This window comes from Wenjunlia vitaminophila DSM 41686 (genome assembly GCF_000380165.1).
Lineage (GTDB): Bacteria > Actinomycetota > Actinomycetes > Streptomycetales > Streptomycetaceae > Wenjunlia > Wenjunlia vitaminophila.
The window spans coordinates 99,371-117,320 of the sequence record NZ_KB904655.1; the positions used below are offsets into that span (position 1 = coordinate 99,371).

The following is a 17,950-nucleotide window of genomic DNA, read 5'->3' on the forward strand; positions in this document are numbered from 1 at the left end:
GATCACCGGTGCCGGCCGCACAGCACTGCGACAGAATCGAGTGTAATGAAGGCAGAGGCCGTGTCTAGCCTTGCAAAGTTAATTATTTTCTCGACGACATCAGTGGATTCATAGGTTTCTCTCCTTGGGCAGCACAAGATCACCCGGCGAGTAGGCGTTCCGCCTCGGCGCGCTGGACCCGGGCTCCGGCGGGGTCGCCCAACCGCTCGAGGGTGTCCGCCATGCGCAGCAGCACAGCGGCCTCCAGCCGAACGTCCTCCGCCTGCCGGGCCCAGAGCAGTGCCTCGCGGTACGTCCGCAGACACTCCTCCGGGTCTCCTGCGTACTGCCATACGTGGGCGAGCTCGGTGAGGGCTTGAGCGGCGGCCGGAACGTCATCGAGCCGACGGTGCAGCGCGGCGACGGCCCGCCACCCCCGGGCTGCGTCGTCCCAGCGCCCCATCCGGAGCTGGACACCGGCGACCAGGCCCCGCAGCCGGGCCTCGTCGGCCCGTTCGCCCCGGGCGAGGCGCACCGCCAGCGCCCTGCCGTACCAGTCGGCGGCCCGCTGGAGGTCGCCCGCCCCGGCGTGGGTGTCGCCGATGGCCTCCAGCGCCCTCGCGGCCAGGGTCTCGTCACGGCCCCGCCGGGCCGCGGCCAGCGCCTCGCGGTAGCCGTCGAGCGCGGGCCCGCGACGTCCCCGCACGACGTCGAGGTCGGCGAGGTTGATCAGGGCCGCGGCCTGCTCCCTGGGCCGCCCCCGCCGGACCGCGATCCGGTGCAGCAGGCGGTGCAGGAGGTACAGCTCCGCCAGGGAGCCGGCGCGGGCCGCCTCCCCCTCCGGTGTGCACAGGACCTGGACCAGGGCCGCCACCAGTCGGCGGGCCAGGGTGTCCAGGTCCCCGTCGGCCGCGGCGGCGGACGCGGCGGCGAGCAGCGCCGGCAGCCGTCGGCGCAGCCAGTCCGCGGCGTCCCGCCGGGAGGCGAACCGCAGGTCTCGGGGCGGTGGTTCCACGGGGCCGCCCTGCTCGGGGGGCGCCGGGCACAGCGCGGCGTGGCAGGCCCCCACCTGCCGCACCGTTCGCTCCAGCATCCTGGCCACGGCCAACGTGATCTCGGCCGGCCGGTCCAGGGCGTCCGACAGCTCGGTCAGCGCCGCGTGCAGGCAGCCGGGCACCCGGTACTCGCCCGGGACGTCGTCCGGTGTCAACAGCCCCTGGTCAGCGAGGTCCCTGAGCACCGTCCCGGCCACCCGCACCGAACTGCCGGAGAGCGCGGAGGCGACGTGGGCGTCCACCACCCCGGCGGGGGCCAGGACGAGCAGCCGCAACATCCGGGCGGGTCCCGCCGGCAACCCCTCGTAGGCCAGGTGGAAGGCCCTGGCCAGGGGGGTCCGCGGGCCGGTGTCCTGGGCGCCGGGCTCGTGCAGCCTGGACACCGCGTCGGCGACCGACATCCGCGGCTGGGCCGCCAACGCCCCACCGGCCAGGCGCAGCGCCGTCGGGTGCGCGCCGCACTCCTGGACCAGCGCCTCCACCGCCCTGGGGTCGCAGGCGACGCGGGTGGAGCCCAGCGTCCGCCCCAGCAGCGCGGTGGCCGCGGCGAGGTCCAGGCCCCCGAGGACGCAGGGCCGGACGTCGGGCACCGCGGTCAACGGGCCGCTCGCGGTCACCACGACCAGGCAGCCGGAGCCGGGCGGCAGCAGCGGCAGCACCTGCTCGGAGTCCGCGACGTCGTCGAGGACCAGCAGGGCCCGGCGCCCCGTCAACACCCGGCGCACCCGGGCGACCAGCTCTGCCTCGACGGTCTCGGGCGGCGCCGGAGCACCGAACGCCCGCAGCAGGTCCACGGCGACCCGCCGCACGGGAACGCGTCGGCGGTCCCGGTCCACCAGCCGGGCGAAGAACCGCCCGTCCGGGTAGTCGCCGGCGACCTGGTGGGCCAGGTGCAGGGCGAGCGCGGTCCTGCCGACCCCCGGACGGCCGGCCACCAGCAGCACCCGGCTGGCACGGGCCGGGCCGCCCCGACCACTCAGGCCGGGCCGGTCGATCTCGGCCCGCAGCGCCGCGGTCTCGGCCTGCCGGCCGAAGAACGGCTGGGGAACGGGGGGCAGCCAGTCGGGTGGGGTGGGCGGGCGGGGCGTCGTCCCGCGTTCGGTCCCCCCGGACCGGCCCCGTCGCTCGATCACGCCCGGGGGGGAAGGGGCCCCGGGCGACGCGGACCGTTTCGGGGACGGTCGTGGGGGCGGTTCCTGCCGGGGCAGGACGGCGCGCGCCTCCGACCCGTTGGACCGCACCGCCTGTTCAGCCACGGAGCCACACTCCTGAACGCCACGCACCCGCCTACTCCCGTCGCCGGCGGGGACGGTCCCGAGAGTAGTTCAGACCGGTCCCACCGCGCCGTCCCCGTCGGTCGAGGTCACCGAGCAGGGACGTCCCCCTCTCCCCGGGGAGCCTCCCGCCCCGGGACGGGCCGAGCGCTCCCGGGCCACACCGCCGTCCGGCCCGAGGGGGTCGTCCGAACCGGGCGGGTCCCCAGCCGGCGTTCCGGCACGGCCGGCCCGCCGGGCGGCAGCGGTGCGCCTACGCCTGGTACGGCCGGGCCGGCCACGGCGCTTCCGCCGGGCGCAGCGCGTCCAGGCCGTCGCCGTTGAGCGCGGCGTTGACCGCCAGCACACCGGCCACCAGGCAGGTGTTGTGCAGTTCCCCGGAGAGCACCCCCCGGGTCAGTTCGACCAGCGGGACCCGCCCCAGCTCCATGTCGGCCTCTTCCTGGGCGACTTCGAAACGTTCGCCCTCCACGGGGGACACCCCCCGGGCGAGGAAGATCCGCACGGCCTCGTCGCAGCCTCCGGGGGAGGTGTACAGGTCCACCAGCACCCGCCAGTCGTCCGCCTTGCAGTGCGCCTCCTCGTACAGCTCGCGCTGGGCGGCGCGCAGCGGGTGCTCGCCGGGGACGTCGAGCAGCCCGGCCGGGATCTCCCAGAGCCGCTGCCGCACCGGGTGGCGGTACTGGCGGACGAGGACGACGTGCTGCTCGTCGTCGAGTGCGAGCACGGCGACCGACCCGGGATGGGTCTGGTAGTCGCGGCGGGCGGTGCTTCCGTCCGGCATGACCACCTCGTCCGTGCGCACCCCGGTGACCTTGCCGGTGAACGGGACGGTGGTGCCGGTGACCGGCCACTCCTCGGGGATGTCTCGCAGGTCACTGCCCATGGTGCAGGTCGGTCCTTAGGCGTCTCGTGGAGGTCGGGTGCTGGTGGACGCGCGAGGGCGCCGACCACCACCGTATCCGCAGGGGCGGTCAGATCCCCATCGGTTCGACGTTCTCCGGCGCGGTGTCCGGTGCGGTCGCCCCGCCGGTCTCCCGCCGACGGCGCACCGCCGCGGCGACCAGGCCGGCGAAGAGCGGGTGCGGGCGGGTGGGACGGGAACGCAGCTCCGGGTGGGCCTGGGTGGCCACCAGGTAGGGGTGGGTCTGCCGGGGGTACTCCACGAACTCCACCAGCTTGCCGTCGGGCGAGGTGCCGGAGAACACCAGGCCCGCCTTCTTCTCCAGCTCGGCCCGGTAGGCGTTGTTGACCTCGTACCGGTGGCGGTGCCGCTCCTCGATGTAGGCCTCGCCGCGGTACACCTCGCGCACCAACGAGCCCTCGGCGAGCTTCGCCGGGTACAGGCCGAGCCGCATGGTGCCGCCGAGGTCACCGTCACCGGCGACGATGTCGAGCTGCTCGGCCATGGTGGAGATCACCGGATGCGCGGTGGCCTGGTCGAACTCGGTGGAGTTGGCGTCGGGGATGCCGGCCAGCACCCGGGCCGCCTCGATCACGACGCACTGCAACCCGAGGCAGAGCCCGAGCAACGGGAGTCGGTTCTGCCGGGCGAAGGTGATCGCCTCGACCTTTCCCTCCACCCCGCGTTCCCCGAACCCCCCGGGGATGCAGACCGCGTCCAGGTCGGCGAGCTGCTCGGCCGCTCCGGCCGCGGTGCGGCAGTCGTCCGCGGCGATCCACTTGATCTGTACCCGGGCGTTGTTGGCGAAGCCCCCGGCGCGCAGCGCCTCGGTCACCGAGAGGTAGGCGTCCGGCAGGTCGATGTACTTGCCCACCAAGCCGACCCTGACCTCGTGTTCCGGCCGGTGGACCCGGCGCAGCAGGTCGTCCCACTCGGACCAGTCCACGTCGCGGAACGGCAGGTCGAGCCGGCGCACCACGTAGGCGTCCAGTCCCTCGGTGTGCAGCACCCGGGGGATGTCGTAGATCGACTTGGCGTCGATCGCGGCGACGACCGCGTCCTCGTCCACGTCGCACATCAGCGAGATCTTGCGCTTGATCGACTGGGGCACCTCGCGGTCGGCCCGGAGCACGATGGCGTCCGGCTGGATGCCGATGTTCCGCAGGGCGGCGACCGAGTGCTGGGTGGGCTTGGTCTTCAGCTCCCCGGACGGGCCGATGTACGGCAGCAGGGAGACGTGGACGAAGAACACGTTGTCCCGGCCCACCTCGTGCCGGACCTGGCGGACCGCCTCCAGGAAGGGCAGCGACTCGATGTCGCCGACGGTGCCGCCGACCTCGGTGATCACCACGTCCACCTCGTCGGTGGCGAGCCGGCGGATACGCGACTTGATCTCGTTGGTGATGTGCGGGATGACCTGGACGGTGTCCCCGAGGTACTCGCCCCGCCGCTCCTTGGCGATCACGGTGGAGTAGACCTGCCCGGTGGTGACGTTGGCGGACCCGTCGAGGTCGACGTCGAGGAACCGCTCGTAGTGGCCGATGTCCAGGTCGGTCTCGGCCCCGTCGTTGGTGACGAACACCTCACCGTGCTGGAACGGGTTCATGGTGCCCGGGTCCACGTTGAGGTACGGGTCGAGCTTCTGCATGGTCACCCGCAGTCCGCGGGCCTTGAGGAGCGCACCGAGGCTGGAGGCGGTCAACCCCTTGCCGAGCGAGGAGGCCACACCCCCGGTGACGAAGAGGTGCTTGGTCGTCGTGGTTCTGGGCGGCAGTGCCAACAGGGGGCTCCCGTGGGTCGCTGTTGAGGCGGAACGGTCCGGACCCTCGAACGACAGGGCCGCGCCGTCGATGCGGGCAGTGGTGCGTCCCACCGGTCCACGGGCTACCAGGGTAACAGCGCCCGGCCACGACGTGTGCCGGTGACTCCGCAGGTACCGGCGACGACGGAGCGTCCCGAGGACCCGTGGTGGACGTCACCCAAACACCGCATCCACCCACGGCAGATAAGGCATATGGTGTGTTCTGCGCCGCACCGCGCCGGGGCTCGACGCGACACCCCTTCGGCGTCGTATCCTGCTCGGACATCGCTGCGAGCCGGCCGGCAAGGCATCACATCGCCCGCGTCCGTTGCCCTAGCATCGATCCGACCGCGCACGACCGGCGGCGGATACGTTGGCTGGGGGCGGGGCACCGGAGCAGTGGCTCGTCGAGCACGACGCTTCGGGTCCAGCCGCCAAGCAGATCCCTTCGGGCGTCGTCACATACCCCGCAATCACGGGCCCGATCAGGGCCAACGTTCGACTGGAGATGCACGTGGCCGGGCGCATCGAGGACTACGCACTCATCGGTGACATGCAGACCGCCGCACTGGTCTGCCGCAACGGATCCGTTGACTGGCTCTGCCTGCCCCGATTCGACTCGCATGCCGTCTTCGCCGCGCTGCTCGGCACCGAGGAGCACGGCTACTGGCGGATCGGTCCCGCTCACGCCGAGGGCGAGGCCCCGCCTCCGGCGACCCGCCGGAGGTACCGCGGCGACTCGCTGGTGCTGGAGTCGGAGTGGGACACGCCCGACGGCACGGTGCGGGTGATCGACTTCATGCCGCCCCGGGAGGGCGCGCCCCAGCTCACCCGGATCGTGGAGGGCGTCACCGGCCAGGTGCCGGTGCGGTCCAACCTGCGGATGCGCTTCTCCTACGGCTGGGTGGTGCCGTGGGTGCACAAGGTGGACGGACGGACGGTGGCCGTCGCCGGGCCCGACTCGGTGTGGCTGGACACCAACGCCGAGACCTACGGCAAGGACCTGACCACCTACTCCGACTTCACCGTGGGGCCGGGGGAGCGGGTGGCGTTCGCCCTGAGCTGGGAGCGGTCGCACATGCCCCCGCCGTCGCTGCCGGAGCCGGAGGAGTCGCTCGCGGCCACGGAGCGGTTCTGGCAGGAGTGGTCCGCCCAGTGCACCTACCACGGCCCCTACCGGGACGCCGTGGTGCGCTCGCTGATCACGCTGAAGGCCCTGACCTACGGGCCGACGGGCGGCATCGTCGCGGCGCCCACCACCTCGCTGCCCGAGCACATCGGCGGGGTGCGCAACTGGGACTACCGGTTCACCTGGCTCCGGGACGCGGCGATCACGCTGTCCTCGCTGCTGCGCACCGGCTACCGTGAGGAGGCCGGTGCCTGGCGGGAGTGGCTGTTGCGGGCGGTCGCAGGTGACCCGGAGAACCTGCAGATCATGTACGGGATCGCCGGTGAGCGGGAGCTCGGCGAGACCGAGCTGTCCTGGCTGCCGGGGTACGAGAACTCCTCCCCGGTGCGGGTCGGCAACCAGGCGGCGCGCCAGCTCCAGCTCGACGTGTACGGCGAGGTCACCGAGGCCCTGCACCTGGGCAACATGACCGGGCTCGCCAGGAACGACTACGCCAGCCAGCTCCAGATGCAGCTCATCGGCTACCTGGAGAACCACTGGCACGAGCCCGACGAGGGGATCTGGGAGGTGCGCGGGCCGCGCCGGCACTTCGTGCACTCCAAGGTCATGGCCTGGGTCGCGGTGGACCGGACGGTCAAGATGCTGGAGCAGACCCCCGTGGAGGGCCCGGTGGACCGCTGGCGCGCCCTGCGCGACAAGATCCACCGCGAGGTGTGCGAGAAGGGCTACGACCCGCAGCGGAACACCTTCACCCAGTCCTACGGCTCCGCTGAGCTGGACGCGTCGCTGCTGCTGATCCCGCAGGTGGGCTTCCTGCCGCCGGACGACAAGCGGGTGATCGGCACCATCGAGGCGATCCAGCGGGAGCTGAGCACCAAGGACGGCTTCGTCCTGCGCTACCCGCTGTCCCAGGGGGGCGACGACAACCTGGACGGGCTGCCCGGCGACGAGGGCGCCTTCCTGGCCTGTTCGTTCTGGCTCGCCGACGACCTGGCGATGATCGGGCGGGTCGAAGAGGCCAGGAAGCTGTTCGAGAAGCTCCTGGCGCTCCGCAACGACCTGGGACTCCTCGCCGAAGAGTGGGACCCGCGGCAACAGCGTCAGGTGGGCAACTTCCCGCAGGCGTTCAGCCACGTGCCGCTGATCGACACGGCGCTGCGGCTGACCGCGTCCGGCGCCTACGGGGGCTGACCGCGGGGCGCCGACCGGCCAGGGGCTCATCGCACCCTGGCCTGGGTCAGCTCGTCGTAGACGCTCAGCACCTGGGTCACCGTGTCGTCCTCGTTCGGCCAGGTGGTGGCCTGGACCCGCCCCAGCTCCGCCAGCGCCGCCCGCCGCGCCGGGTCCGTGACCAGGCCGGCAACGGCCCGGGCGAGAGCGGCGGTGTCACCGTCCGGAACCAGCACCGCGGCGTCCCCGACCAGCTCGGGGACGCCGCCCACCGCCGTGGACACCAACGGCGTGCCGCCGCGCAGCGCCTCCTGGACGATCAGCGACCGCCCCTCCCAGCCACCGGACAGCACCACGGCGTCGGCGGCGGTCAGCAGGTCGGGGACGTCGTCCCGACGGCCGAGCAACCGCACCGGCAGGCCTTCGGCGTCGATCCGCTGCTGGAGCCGACCGAGCTCCTCGCCCTCACCCACCACCACCAGCAGCGGGCGCGGGTCCAGTTCACGCCAGTCCCGGGCGGCGTCCAGCAGCTCCGTGAACCGCTGGCGGGGGACCAGCGAGCCCACGGTGAGCAGCAGCGGACGGCTGCCCACCCCCAGTTCGGCGCGGACCCTGCGGCGCACCAGCACGGCGTCCTGGCCGGTCGCCGGCGGCTGGGGCGCGGCCACCGGGGAGAGCCTGGCGTCCCTCGCGCCCATGGCACGGGCCCAGCCCACCAGGTCGGAGGAGGCGCCGAGCACCAGGTCCGCGGTGTGTATCACCCGTCGTTCCACCAGGGCGAGCAGCCGCCTGCCGGGCTCCGGCGCGGCCACGCCGCCGTGCAGGGTGACCACGAGGGGAACCCTGCGCCGCCGGGACCGCAGCCGGCGCAGCGCCAACGAGGCCAGCACCCCGGCGCGCAGGCCGTGCGCGTGCACCACGCCGGCCGAGCCGGAGACGTAGCGCAGCACCGCGAGCGCCGCGGCCTCGTCCCGGGCGCTGGTGGAGCCGCCGAACTCCACCGTGCGGAACCCGATCCCCTCCTTGGTGAACTGGTGGGCGGACTCGGCGCGCACCGGCCCGCACACCGTCACCTCCACGCCGCGGGCCACCAGACCACGTGCCAGCGAACTCACGTGCGCACCCACTCCGCAACCGGTGCCGTCGTCCAGCACCTGCACGGCGTGCAACTGCCCCAGCCCGGCGCTCGTGGTGGTGTTCACGGGTAAACGTGCTCCCGGGTCGTCCCTCGTCGGGGCGGGTGCGCCAGCCCGGGCCGACGCTCCCACCGCTGTCCCTGAGCCTTTCACAGGCACCCCTGACGCGCGTAGATCAGCTTCACCGAATGGGCTGAACCAGTGAACGTCGTCTCCCGGGCCACCCTCACGGGTCCGGTCGGACCAGGATGACGAACCCTCACCAACGTCTCCCCTGACAGTGCCAGCGCGGGGCGCGCGCCGCAAGACATATGCCATTCGGCTATGCCCGAGCCCGCCGAACACCGACGGTCCCCGGTGCAGAGCACACGGTAGCCCACGCCTGTGACAACGCATTGCGCACCCCTCGGCGCGACGAGTCACCGCAGGTGAACGCGGGGTGCCGCTCTTGTGGTGATGGTGTGTGCATGTCGCGTCCGGGGGCGTCCCCGCGCCGAGGCGTTCCGCGGCCCCGACGCGGCGACGGTCACCTGGTGGAGCGTGCCGCCCGCAACAGCTCCTCGGCGTGCGCCCGGCCGAGCTCCGAGTCCTCAAGGCCGGCCAGCATCCGGGACAGTTCACGGACCCGGTCCTCGCCGTCCATCACCCGCACTCCGCTGCGGGTGACCGACCCCTCACTGGTCTTCACCACCACCAGGTGCCGGTCGGCGAACGCCGCCACCTGCGGCAGATGGGTGACCACCACCACCTGGGCGGTCCTGGCCAGCCTCGCCAGCCGCCGCCCCACCTCCACCGCGGCCTTGCCACCCACCCCGGCGTCCACCTCGTCGAACAGGTAGGTGGGCACCGGGTCCGACCCAGCGAACACCACCTCCACGGCGAGCATCACCCGGGACAGCTCACCGCCGGACGCGCCCTTGGCCACCGGCCTGGGGACCGCCCCCGGGTGCGGAGCGAGCTGCACCTCCACCTCGTCCACCCCGTGCGGACCGAACGCCACCGGCCGGCCGCCCACGGCGAGACCGTCCGGGGCCGGGGACTGCCGCACCGCCACCGACACCCGTGCGTGCGGCATCGCCAACTCGGCCAACTCCGCGGTGACGGCCCGCCCGAACCGCTCCGCCGCCGCGCCGCGCGCCGCGCTCACCTCGCCGGCCAACTCCGCCAGCTCCGCGCGCAGCGCGTCCCGTTCCGCGGTCAACTCGGCGATCCGGTCGTCGTCACCCTCGAGTTCACCCAGCCGCGCCGCGCTGTTCTCGGCCCAGTCCAGCACCGCGGCGACGTCGTCACCGTACTTGCGGGTCAGGTGGGCCAGCACGGCGCGCCGCTCCTCCACCGCGGCCAGCCGCAGCGGGTCCGCGTCCAGGCTCGAGGAGTACCCGGCCAGCTCCGCCGCCACGTCCGTCAACAAGTAGCCGACCTCGCCCAGCCGCTCCGCCAGCGCGGCCAGCACCGGGTCGTGCGCCCGCTCCGCCTCCAGCGCCCGCCGCGCCCCCGCGACCAGCGCGTTGGCGTCCACCCCCGCCGGGTCCTCCGGGTCGCCGAACAACGCCGCGTGCGCCGCCCGCGCCGCCGACGCCAACGACTCCGCGTGGCGGAGCCGCTCAGCCTCGGCCGCGAGCTCCTCGTCCTCCCCGGCCCGCGGCTCCGCGGCGGCGATCTCCTCGAGGCCGAACCGCAGCAGGTCCGCCTCCTGGGCCCGCTCCCTGGCCCGGGTGGTCAACTCGTCGAGCCGGGCCACGACCTCGCGCAGCCGGCGGTACCCGCGGGCGTACGCCGCCAACGGCTTGGCCACCGCCTCCCCCGCGTACCGGTCGAGCGCCTGCCGCTGCCTCGCCGGACGGAGCAGGCCCTGCTGGTCGGTCTGGCCGTGCACCGCCACCAGTTCCTCCCCCAGCTCGGCCAGGAGCCCCACCGGCACGGACCGGCCCCCCAGGTGCGCCCTCGACCGTCCCTCGGCGGAGACCGTACGGCTCACCAACAGCGCGCCCTCGTCCAGCTCACCACCGGCCTCGGCCACCCGGGCCGCCAACGGCGAGTCCTCGCCGAGTTCCACGCGCCCCTCGACCACTGCGGCCTTGGCGCCGACCCGCACCAGACCGGCGTCCGCCCGCCCGCCGAGCAACAGCCCCAGGCTGGTGACCACCATCGTCTTGCCCGCGCCGGTCTCCCCGGTGACCGCGGTGAACCCAGGCGAGAGCTCAACCACGGCGTCGTCGATGACCCCGAGCGACCGTATGCGCATCTCCGAAAGCACAGGAGGAGCCTATATAGGTTCCGGTCCCCCGCGCCCGGCCCCCTAACCGGCCGCCCCCCGCCAGCCCGCGACCGGGAGGGCGAACTTGGCGACCAGCCGGTCGGTGAACGGCAGGTGGTGCAGGCGCGCCAGCCGGACCGGCGTGGCGCCCCGCCGCACCTCGACCCTGGCACCCACCGGCAGCGTGGTGGTCCGCCGGCCGTCGCACCACAGCACCCCGTGGTGCCCGCTCTCCTTCACCTCGACGGCCAGTACCGAGCGCGGGGAGGTCAACAGCGGCTTGGAGAACAGGGCGTGCGCGCTGTTCGGCACCAGCAGCAGGGCCTCGACCTCGGGCCACACGACCGGCCCCCCGGCGGAGAACGCGTACGCGGTGGAGCCGGTCGGGGTGGCACACACCACACCGTCACAGCCGAAGCCGGACAGCGGACGGCCGTCCACCTCGATGACCACCTCGAGCATCCGTTCCCGGGCGGCCTTCTCCACCGACGCCTCGTTGAGTGCCCAGTCGGTGTGGCAGACCCGGCCGTCGGTGCGCACCACGACGTCGATCGTCATCCGTTCCTCGACGTCGTACGAGCGGGTCACCACCCGGTCCACGACCTTGTCCAGGTCGTCCCGTTCCGCCTCGGCGAGGAAACCGACCCGGCCCAGGTTCACCCCGAGCATGGGCACCCCCGAGGCGTGGGCGAGCTCCGCGCCGCGCAGCAGGGTGCCGTCCCCGCCGAGCACCACCAGCAGCTCACAGCCGTCCGCGGCGTGCGGCTCGGCCGTCACCCGCTCCACCCCCGCGGGCAGCGCCAGGTCCACGGCCTCCTCGGCGGGCAGCCGTACCCTTATCCCGGCCCGCAACAAGCCCTGCACCACCCGGTCGGCGCTGCGAATCGCGGCCGGCCGGCCGGTGTGGGTCAACAGGAATACGGTGCGCTCGCTCACTGGGGCCCCTCCGCAACAGCACGGTCCACATCCGCCGGATCCACCGTCGGCGCTCCGGCGCACAGCCACAGAAAGTACTCGACGTTCCCGGACGGTCCCGGGAGCGGACTCGCCACCACCTGGCGCACACCCAGGCCCAGTTGCGCCGCCTGCTCCGCGACGGTGCGCACCGCCTCCGCCCGCAGCTCCGGGCTGCGCACCACGCCTCCGCTGCCCAGCCGCTCCCTGCCGACCTCGAACTGCGGCTTGACCATCAGCACCAGGTCCGCGTCGGGCCTGGCGCAGCGGACCAGCGCGGGCAGCACCAGGCCCAGCGGGATGAACGACAGGTCACCGACGACCAGGTCGACCAGCTCTCCTTCGAGCTGCTCGGGGGTCAGCTCCCGGACGTTGGTGCGGTCCCGCACGGTGACCCGTGGGTCGTTCCGCAGTGACCAGGCGAGCTGCCCGTACCCCACGTCGACGGCGACCACGTGGCCGGCTCCGTGGCGCAGCAGCACGTCGGTGAAGCCACCGGTGGAGGCGCCCGCGTCCAGGCAGCGCCGGCCCCGGACGGTCAGACCGCGGGGCCCGAACGCGGCGAGGGCGCCGGCGAGCTTGTGCCCGCCCCGCGAGACGTATCCGGGGTCGCCCCGGTCGTCCGCGACGACGACCGCCGCGCCGGTGTCCACCTGGGTTGCGGGCTTGGTGGCGGTGGTGCCGCCGACGGTGACCCGCCGGGCGGCGATCAACTGGGTTGCGTGCTCCCGGGAACGCGCGAGTCCGCGCCGCACCAGCTCCGCGTCGAGTCGGCGTCGTGCCACGTGGTGTTCAGCTCCTGTTCGGGGTGGGCCCGGGAGGCGGGTCGAGCGCGGCGAGGATGCCGCGCAGGGACTGGTGCACATCTTCGTACACCCCGACGTTCCCCGCTGCCCGCGCCAGTCGCCCCAGCACGGCGTCCACCTCGGCGTTGCCGGTCGCCCCCGGCTCAGGGGGGAGCCCGGCGTCCCGGACGTCGTCTCCTTCGGTATCCACGCCCTCTTCTACGTGCGAGTCCGTTCCGACGTTCCCCGACCGGGAAGCCCCGTCACCAGCCCCCGGACGGTCCTCCCCCGCTGGACCCGGGGGCGCACCCGTGGTGCCACGCACGATGCCCCACTCCTTCCCTTCGGACCCCGTGGGCCCGGACTCCGTCGCCACCCGGTGCCCGCCGGCCCCCTCCGGGGAACCGCGGCCTCCCGGAGTCGAACAGCGCACCCGGACCACACCGATCACGTGCTCGACCACCTCTCCGCGGCGTGTCGGCGCCGCCGCCGCGGTGGTCACGACGCTACCCCGTCCATCCCCGAGCAGCGGCGCACCCTGGGGTACCGTCGATCGCGTCACCCACCTCGACGCCCGGGAGCCCCGCAGCCATGGCCACCCTCGACGAGTGCCGTGCCGCGCTCGACCAGCTCGCCGAGAACCTCTCCCGCGCCCAGGGGGACGTACACCGCGCCGCCGCCCTCGACCGCTCGCTGAGCTGCCTGATCACCGACCTCGACGTCGTGTTCGTGGGTCGGCTCTCCCAAGGACGCCTCCAGGGTGTGGCGCTGGCCGAGACACCCGAGCAGGGCGCGGAGATCCGGTTGGCGCTGAGCGGCGACGACCTGGTGGCGCTGGTCGCCGGCGACCTTCCGTTCGCCCAGGCGTGGGCCAGTGGTCGGGTGCAGCTCCAGGCGGGGTTCCGGGACCTGCTGAGGCTCCGTTCGCTGCTGTGACCTCGCCGCCGGCCCCGCCAGCGGCGTCCGGCCAACCCCGGTGCCCCAGCTCACCCACCGACCCGGCCGACCAATCCGGTGCCCAGGCTGCCCCACCCTGCCAGGCCGAGCGCCCACCCGTACACCGCTCACGGCTCACCGTGAGCGGCTCACCGTCCGAGCCTGGACAGCGCCTCGTCGGCCGACGGCCGCTCCCCCTCCGCCGACCAGGCTGCCCCGCACAGCGCGCGCAGCCCGTCGACCGGCTCCCCCCGCCCGGACAGGACCAACGCACCCTGCCGGACCGACGCCGTCCACCCTCCGCAGGCGAACTCCGAGCCGGACCGCACGGACACCTCCGGCTGCGGCACCAGCAACCCCCGCAGATCGGCCGCCACATACGTCGGCCGGTGCTCGGGCGGCGCGGCCAGGAGGTCCGCCGCGGTGCAGACCCCGGTCAGCACCAGCAGGCTGTCCACCCCACCGACGTGGGCACCCTCGATGTCGGTGTCCAGGCGGTCCCCCACCACCAACGGGTGTCGTGCCCCGGTCCGCAGGATCGTCTCCCGGTGCATCGGCGGCAGCGGCTTCCCCGCGATCTGCGGGTCCACCCCGGTGGTGGTCCGCACCACCTGCACCAACGTCCCGTTGCCCGGCGCGATCCCCCGCGCCGTGGGCACCGTCACATCGGTGTTCGACGCGAAGAACGGAACGCCCCGCCCCACCGCGAACGACGCCTCGGCGAGCTGCTCCCACCCCACCGACGGCGCGAACCCCATCACCACGGCGGCTGGGTCCTGCTCCGCCGACGTGACCGCGCGCAGCCCCCGCTCCTCCAGCGCCCGCAGCAGCCCCTCACCGCCCACCACGAGCACCGGCGCGCCCACGCCCACCTGTTCGGCGATCAGCCGTGCCACCGCCTGCGCCGACGTGATCACGTCATCCGCCGCCGTCGGGACACCCAACCGCGTGAGGTGCTCGGCCACGGCCTGCGGGGTCCGCGAGGCGTTGTTGGTCACGTAGGCCAGGTGCATCCCCGCCCCGCGCGCGTCCGCGAGCGCGTCCACGGCGTGGTCCACCGCCGTCGCCCCCCGGTACACCACCCCGTCGAGATCCAGCAGCGCGGTGTCGTACCTCTCGCACAGGGCGACAGCGCTGCCGCCCGGTCTGGTCCGCATCCTCAGCCCACTCCTCACCGGCGCCGCACACCACGGCGCATAGCCGGCAACGCCCCTGGCGCACCGCTTCCCGTTCTTCCCACCAATTCTCGTCCGTCCCCGGACGCGTAACATCACAGGGTGACGACGACCGACAAGGCGGAGCGGAACACCACCGGACTCTCGTTGCGACCCTTCCGTGGCCTGCGCTACGACCCCGACCGGGTCAGCAGCCTGGCGGCGGTGACCTCGCCACCCTACGACGTGGTCGTCCGCCCGGAGGGGGTCCGCCACCTCCAGACCGCGGACCCGCACAACGTGGTGCGGCTGATCCTGCCCACCGGCGAACACCCCCGGGACGGACACCAACTCGCCGCCCGCACCCTGCGCCAGTGGCAGGCCGACGGCATCCTCGTCCCCGACCCGGAGCCCGCCCTCTACGTCTACGAACAGCGGACCGACGACACCCTGCAACGCGGGGTCATCGGAGGTCTCGCCCTCGACGGCGCCGTCCTGCCGCACGAGAACGTCATGCCCGGCGTCGTGGCCGACCGGGCGGACCTGATGCGCGCCACCGCGGCGAACCTCGAACCCCTGCTGCTGGCCTACCGCGGCAGCCCCGGCATGGCCACCGCGCTGGCCGTCGAACGCACCGCGGGGCACGCTCCCCTGTTCACCACCACGACCGAGGACGGCGTCCAACACCGCCTGTGGGCCGTCACCCACCCCCGGGAGATCGCTTCCATCACCGCGGAACTCACCGGCCACCAGGCGCTGATCGCCGACGGCCACCACCGGTGGGCCACCTACCAGCGGCTACGTCGCGACCACCCTTCGCCTTCCCCGTGGGACTTCGGTCTTGTCCTCCTGGTCGACAGCGCCCGGTACCCGCTGCGGGTACGCGCCATCCACCGGGTGGTGCGACACCTGCCGGTGCCCGACGCCCTCGCCGCGCTCGACGGCGTGTTCCGGGTGCGCCCCCTGCCAGGTCCGCTCGACGACGCACTGGCGGAACTGGCCGTGGCCGCCGGGAGGGGCAACGCCTTCCTCCTCGCCGGCGACGGCAGCTACCACCTGCTCACCTCCCCGGACCCCGCGGCCCTGCGGGACGCCGTCCCCGCCGGCCCACCCGAGTCCTGGCGCCGCCTGGACGCCACCGTGCTGCACCGGCTGCTGCTGGACCGGGTCTGGGGAATCCCCGACTCCCCCGACCGCGTCGGCTACCTGCACAATGCCACGGCGGCCGAACAGCAGGCGGCCCAGCACAAGGGCTGCGCCGTGCTCATGCACCCGGTCGAGGAGGACGTGGTGCGCGAACTCGCCGAGCAGGGCGTGATGATGCCCCACAAGTCCACCTCGTTCGGTCCCAAACCCGCGAGCGGGCTGGTCCTGCGCAGCCTGGAGTTGGACCAGGTGTTCTGAGCCCTCGCCCCCGGTGTGCTGTCACACGAGTGTCACCAACGGGTGGCTGTGACCGACACGGTCCCGAGGCGCCTAGCCGTTCACGTCAAGCGCCGTTCCGTAGAGCCGACTCACCTTGAGCCGGATGACCACCCGGCGCTCGGCGACCAACTGCTCCAGGAACGCGTCTTCGTCCTCCGGCTTCGCGGCCTCCGGGATCATCGCGAGCAGCTCCCGCCCAACCGCGTCACCCGGGACGGTCGTGATCTCGGAGACCTCGGCCTCGCCCTCGGCGACGGCGAAGGACCACACGTCACCACCCGACACATGGAGGGCCGCACGCGGGTCGCGCCGCAGGTGCCTGACCTTGACGCGGTCCGCCGTGGTGGAGAGCCGCACGATGCGGGCCTCGGGGTCCCAGCCGTAGAGCATGGTGGTCAGGTGGGGATGACCACTGCGCTTGTTGGTGGCGAGGGTACCGAACTGCTGCCTGCCCAACAGGTCCGAGAGAGCATCGTCGGACAGGGCGCGAGGGGTGGGACCTTGTGTCATGGCATGGGTAACTTCCGCGGGCACGGCGGCATTCCACGGCGTCCGAGAAACCCGCCGTCAACGCTCGCGACAGACCCCGTCCGCCGGCACCCGCGCCGGACCAAACGCATCAGGGGCGCTCCCCGAACGGAGAACGCCCCTGATCCTGCTGCCCCGGTCCGTCACACCCCACGTCCGACGCCCGTCCCCGTCGTCAAGGGGTCACCGACCCCCGTCCACCGCCTCGTCACCGCTCTCGCCCGCGTCCTGAGCGGGCTGAACGTCACCGCCCTCACCTTCGTCAGCGACGGGGTCCTCGCCGGTCGCCGCGGCGGCTCCGGGCTCCAGGAACGGGCTGTCCAGGAACACCGCCGGGTCCGCGGCACCCTTCGCCTCAGCGGACCCGGCCGCTTCCGTGTCCGTCCTGTCCGCGTCCGCGGTGTCCCGCTGCACCGCGACGTCAGGCTCCGCGTCGTCCTCACCGGGCTCGGAGTCGGTCCGCGCGCGGGCGGCCTCGTCCGGCTCAGCGCCCAGCAGCTCCGGGTCAGCGTCCTCGGCCTCCGGGTCGAGCGCGTCGACGAACTCCAGCCCGTCCAGCTCCGCGAGACGGTCCGACGCGTCGGTGGCACCGGCCGTGTCAGCCTCCAGCGCCTTGGCGAACCACTCCCTCGCCTCGGCCTCCCGGCCCACCTCCAGCAGCGCGTCAGCGTAGGCGTAACGGAGCCGGGCGGCCCACGGCTGGCTCGACGGCGCACCGAGCTCCGGGCCCTGTAGCGTCACCACGGCGGCCTCGGGCTGCCCCATGTCCCTCCGGGCCCCCGCGGCGACCAGGCGCATCTCCACCTGGCCGGCCCGGTCCAACTGCCGCACCTCCGGGGCGCCGGCCATGGCCAGCGCCCGCTCCGGCCGGCCGAGACCGCGCTCGCAGTCGGCCATCACCGGCCACAGCTCCACCGACCCACTCATCCGGCGTGCCGCCCGGAACTCCGTCAACGCCTCGGCGTACTTCTCCGTCACGTAGGACGCGAAGCCAGCGGCCTCCCGCACGGCAGACACCCTCGCCGCCAGCCGCAACGCCACCCTGGAGTAGGCGTAAGCCCTCTCGGGGTCATCGTCGAGCAGCCGGGCCACCATGACGAGGTTCCTGGCGACATCCTCCGCCAGCGTCTTGGGCAGGCTCTTCAGCTCCTGCGTCACGCTGGGGTCGACCTCACGGCCGGTCACGTCGTCCGGGATGGGGAGCCGCCGCACCGGCTCGGGGCGCTGCTCGCGGTCCTCGTGGCCGAACCGACCACGCCCGCGGACGAGCTGCCGCTGAGGGGCACCGCGCCGCTCCTCACCACCATCACGGCGCGGCCCACGGAACCCACCACGGTCGCCGTCCTGACGGGGCGCACGGTAGCCACCGCGGTCGTCATCACGCCGGGGCCCACGGAACCCACCACGCTCATCATCCCGACGGGGCCCGCGGAACCCGCCACGGTCGTCTTCACGGCGCGGCC

Annotated in this window: 14 protein-coding genes and 1 pseudogene; 4 read left to right on the forward strand and 11 right to left on the reverse strand. The window is 73.6% G+C overall.

The window, feature by feature from the left end; translation table 11 throughout:
• Positions 1-139: 139 nt before the first annotated feature.
• The 3 genes from A3IG_RS28905 to A3IG_RS28910 form a co-directional block, all read right to left on the reverse strand.
• Positions 140-2,167 carry an NB-ARC domain-containing protein gene (locus A3IG_RS28905; protein ID WP_158676903.1) on the reverse strand — a complete coding sequence of 676 codons (2,028 nt, stop codon included), beginning with the start codon at positions 2,165-2,167 and terminating at the stop codon, positions 140-142.
• A 394-nt stretch (positions 2,168-2,561) separates the two neighbouring features.
• Positions 2,562-3,194 (reverse strand): NUDIX domain-containing protein, encoded by a 633-nt coding sequence (locus tag A3IG_RS0107615; RefSeq protein WP_018382954.1) that lies wholly within the window; start codon positions 3,192-3,194, stop codon positions 2,562-2,564.
• Positions 3,195-3,282: 88 nt separating this feature from the next.
• On the reverse strand, positions 3,283-4,986 hold the full coding sequence (locus tag A3IG_RS28910) for a CTP synthase (protein ID WP_078500165.1): 1,704 nt from the start codon (positions 4,984-4,986) through the stop codon (positions 3,283-3,285).
• A 535-nt stretch (positions 4,987-5,521) separates the two neighbouring features.
• Between A3IG_RS28910 and A3IG_RS0107625 the strand changes: the two genes are divergently transcribed.
• A complete protein-coding gene (locus tag A3IG_RS0107625) occupies positions 5,522-7,333 on the forward strand; it encodes a glycoside hydrolase family 15 protein (protein WP_018382956.1) in 1,812 nt (603 codons plus the stop codon).
• Positions 7,334-7,359: 26 nt separating this feature from the next.
• Here the strand turns inward: A3IG_RS0107625 and A3IG_RS0107630 are convergent, their stop codons facing one another.
• The 5 genes from A3IG_RS0107630 to A3IG_RS34130 all read right to left on the reverse strand — a co-directional run bounded on the left by A3IG_RS0107630 (position 7,360) and on the right by A3IG_RS34130 (position 12,655).
• Complete coding sequence (locus A3IG_RS0107630) at positions 7,360-8,514, reverse strand: glycosyltransferase family 4 protein (RefSeq protein ID WP_018382957.1); 1,155 nt, start codon at positions 8,512-8,514, stop codon at positions 7,360-7,362.
• Between the two features lie 460 nt (positions 8,515-8,974).
• Positions 8,975-10,693, reverse strand: coding sequence for a DNA repair protein RecN (recN, locus tag A3IG_RS0107635; RefSeq protein ID WP_018382958.1), 1,719 nt, complete (start codon positions 10,691-10,693; stop codon positions 8,975-8,977).
• A gap of 54 nt (positions 10,694-10,747) precedes the next feature.
• Positions 10,748-11,641: an NAD kinase gene (locus A3IG_RS0107640; protein WP_018382959.1), complete on the reverse strand. Its 894-nt coding sequence runs from the start codon at positions 11,639-11,641 to the stop codon at positions 10,748-10,750.
• Entirely contained in the window at positions 11,638-12,444 is an 807-nt protein-coding gene (locus A3IG_RS0107645) for a TlyA family RNA methyltransferase (protein ID WP_018382960.1), read from the reverse strand. Before A3IG_RS0107645 ends, A3IG_RS0107640 begins: the two co-directional genes overlap by 4 nt.
• Positions 12,445-12,451: 7 nt before the next feature.
• Entirely contained in the window at positions 12,452-12,655 is a 204-nt protein-coding gene (locus tag A3IG_RS34130; protein ID WP_078500167.1) for a hypothetical protein, read from the reverse strand.
• A 380-nt stretch (positions 12,656-13,035) separates the two neighbouring features.
• On the opposite strand from A3IG_RS34130, the gene A3IG_RS0107655 reads away from it, so the two are divergent.
• A complete protein-coding gene (locus A3IG_RS0107655; protein WP_018382962.1) occupies positions 13,036-13,380 on the forward strand; it encodes a hypothetical protein in 345 nt (114 codons plus the stop codon).
• 149 nt (positions 13,381-13,529) lie between these two features.
• Here A3IG_RS0107655 and A3IG_RS0107660 read toward each other — a convergent pair whose 3' ends face one another.
• Positions 13,530-14,537 (reverse strand): HAD-IIA family hydrolase, encoded by a 1,008-nt coding sequence (locus A3IG_RS0107660; protein ID WP_018382963.1) that lies wholly within the window; start codon positions 14,535-14,537, stop codon positions 13,530-13,532.
• 120 nt (positions 14,538-14,657) lie between these two features.
• Here A3IG_RS0107660 and A3IG_RS0107665 point away from each other — a divergent pair, with 120 nt between their 5' ends.
• The gene (locus A3IG_RS0107665) at positions 14,658-15,938 is read left to right on the forward strand and encodes a DUF1015 domain-containing protein (RefSeq protein WP_018382964.1); all 1,281 of its coding nucleotides are present in this window, start codon (positions 14,658-14,660) and stop codon (positions 15,936-15,938) included.
• Between the two features lie 72 nt (positions 15,939-16,010).
• On the opposite strand, the gene A3IG_RS0107670 is transcribed toward A3IG_RS0107665, so the two are convergent.
• Complete coding sequence (locus A3IG_RS0107670; RefSeq protein ID WP_018382965.1) at positions 16,011-16,469, reverse strand: PPOX class F420-dependent oxidoreductase; 459 nt, start codon at positions 16,467-16,469, stop codon at positions 16,011-16,013.
• A 201-nt stretch (positions 16,470-16,670) separates the two neighbouring features.
• On the reverse strand, positions 16,671-17,645 hold the full coding sequence (locus A3IG_RS35015) for a tetratricopeptide repeat protein (RefSeq protein ID WP_407701016.1): 975 nt from the start codon (positions 17,643-17,645) through the stop codon (positions 16,671-16,673).
• Between the two features lie 81 nt (positions 17,646-17,726).
• On the opposite strand from A3IG_RS35015, the pseudogene A3IG_RS0107680 reads away from it, so the two are divergent.
• Positions 17,727-17,950: pseudogene (locus tag A3IG_RS0107680) on the forward strand (hypothetical protein); the annotation flags it as partial.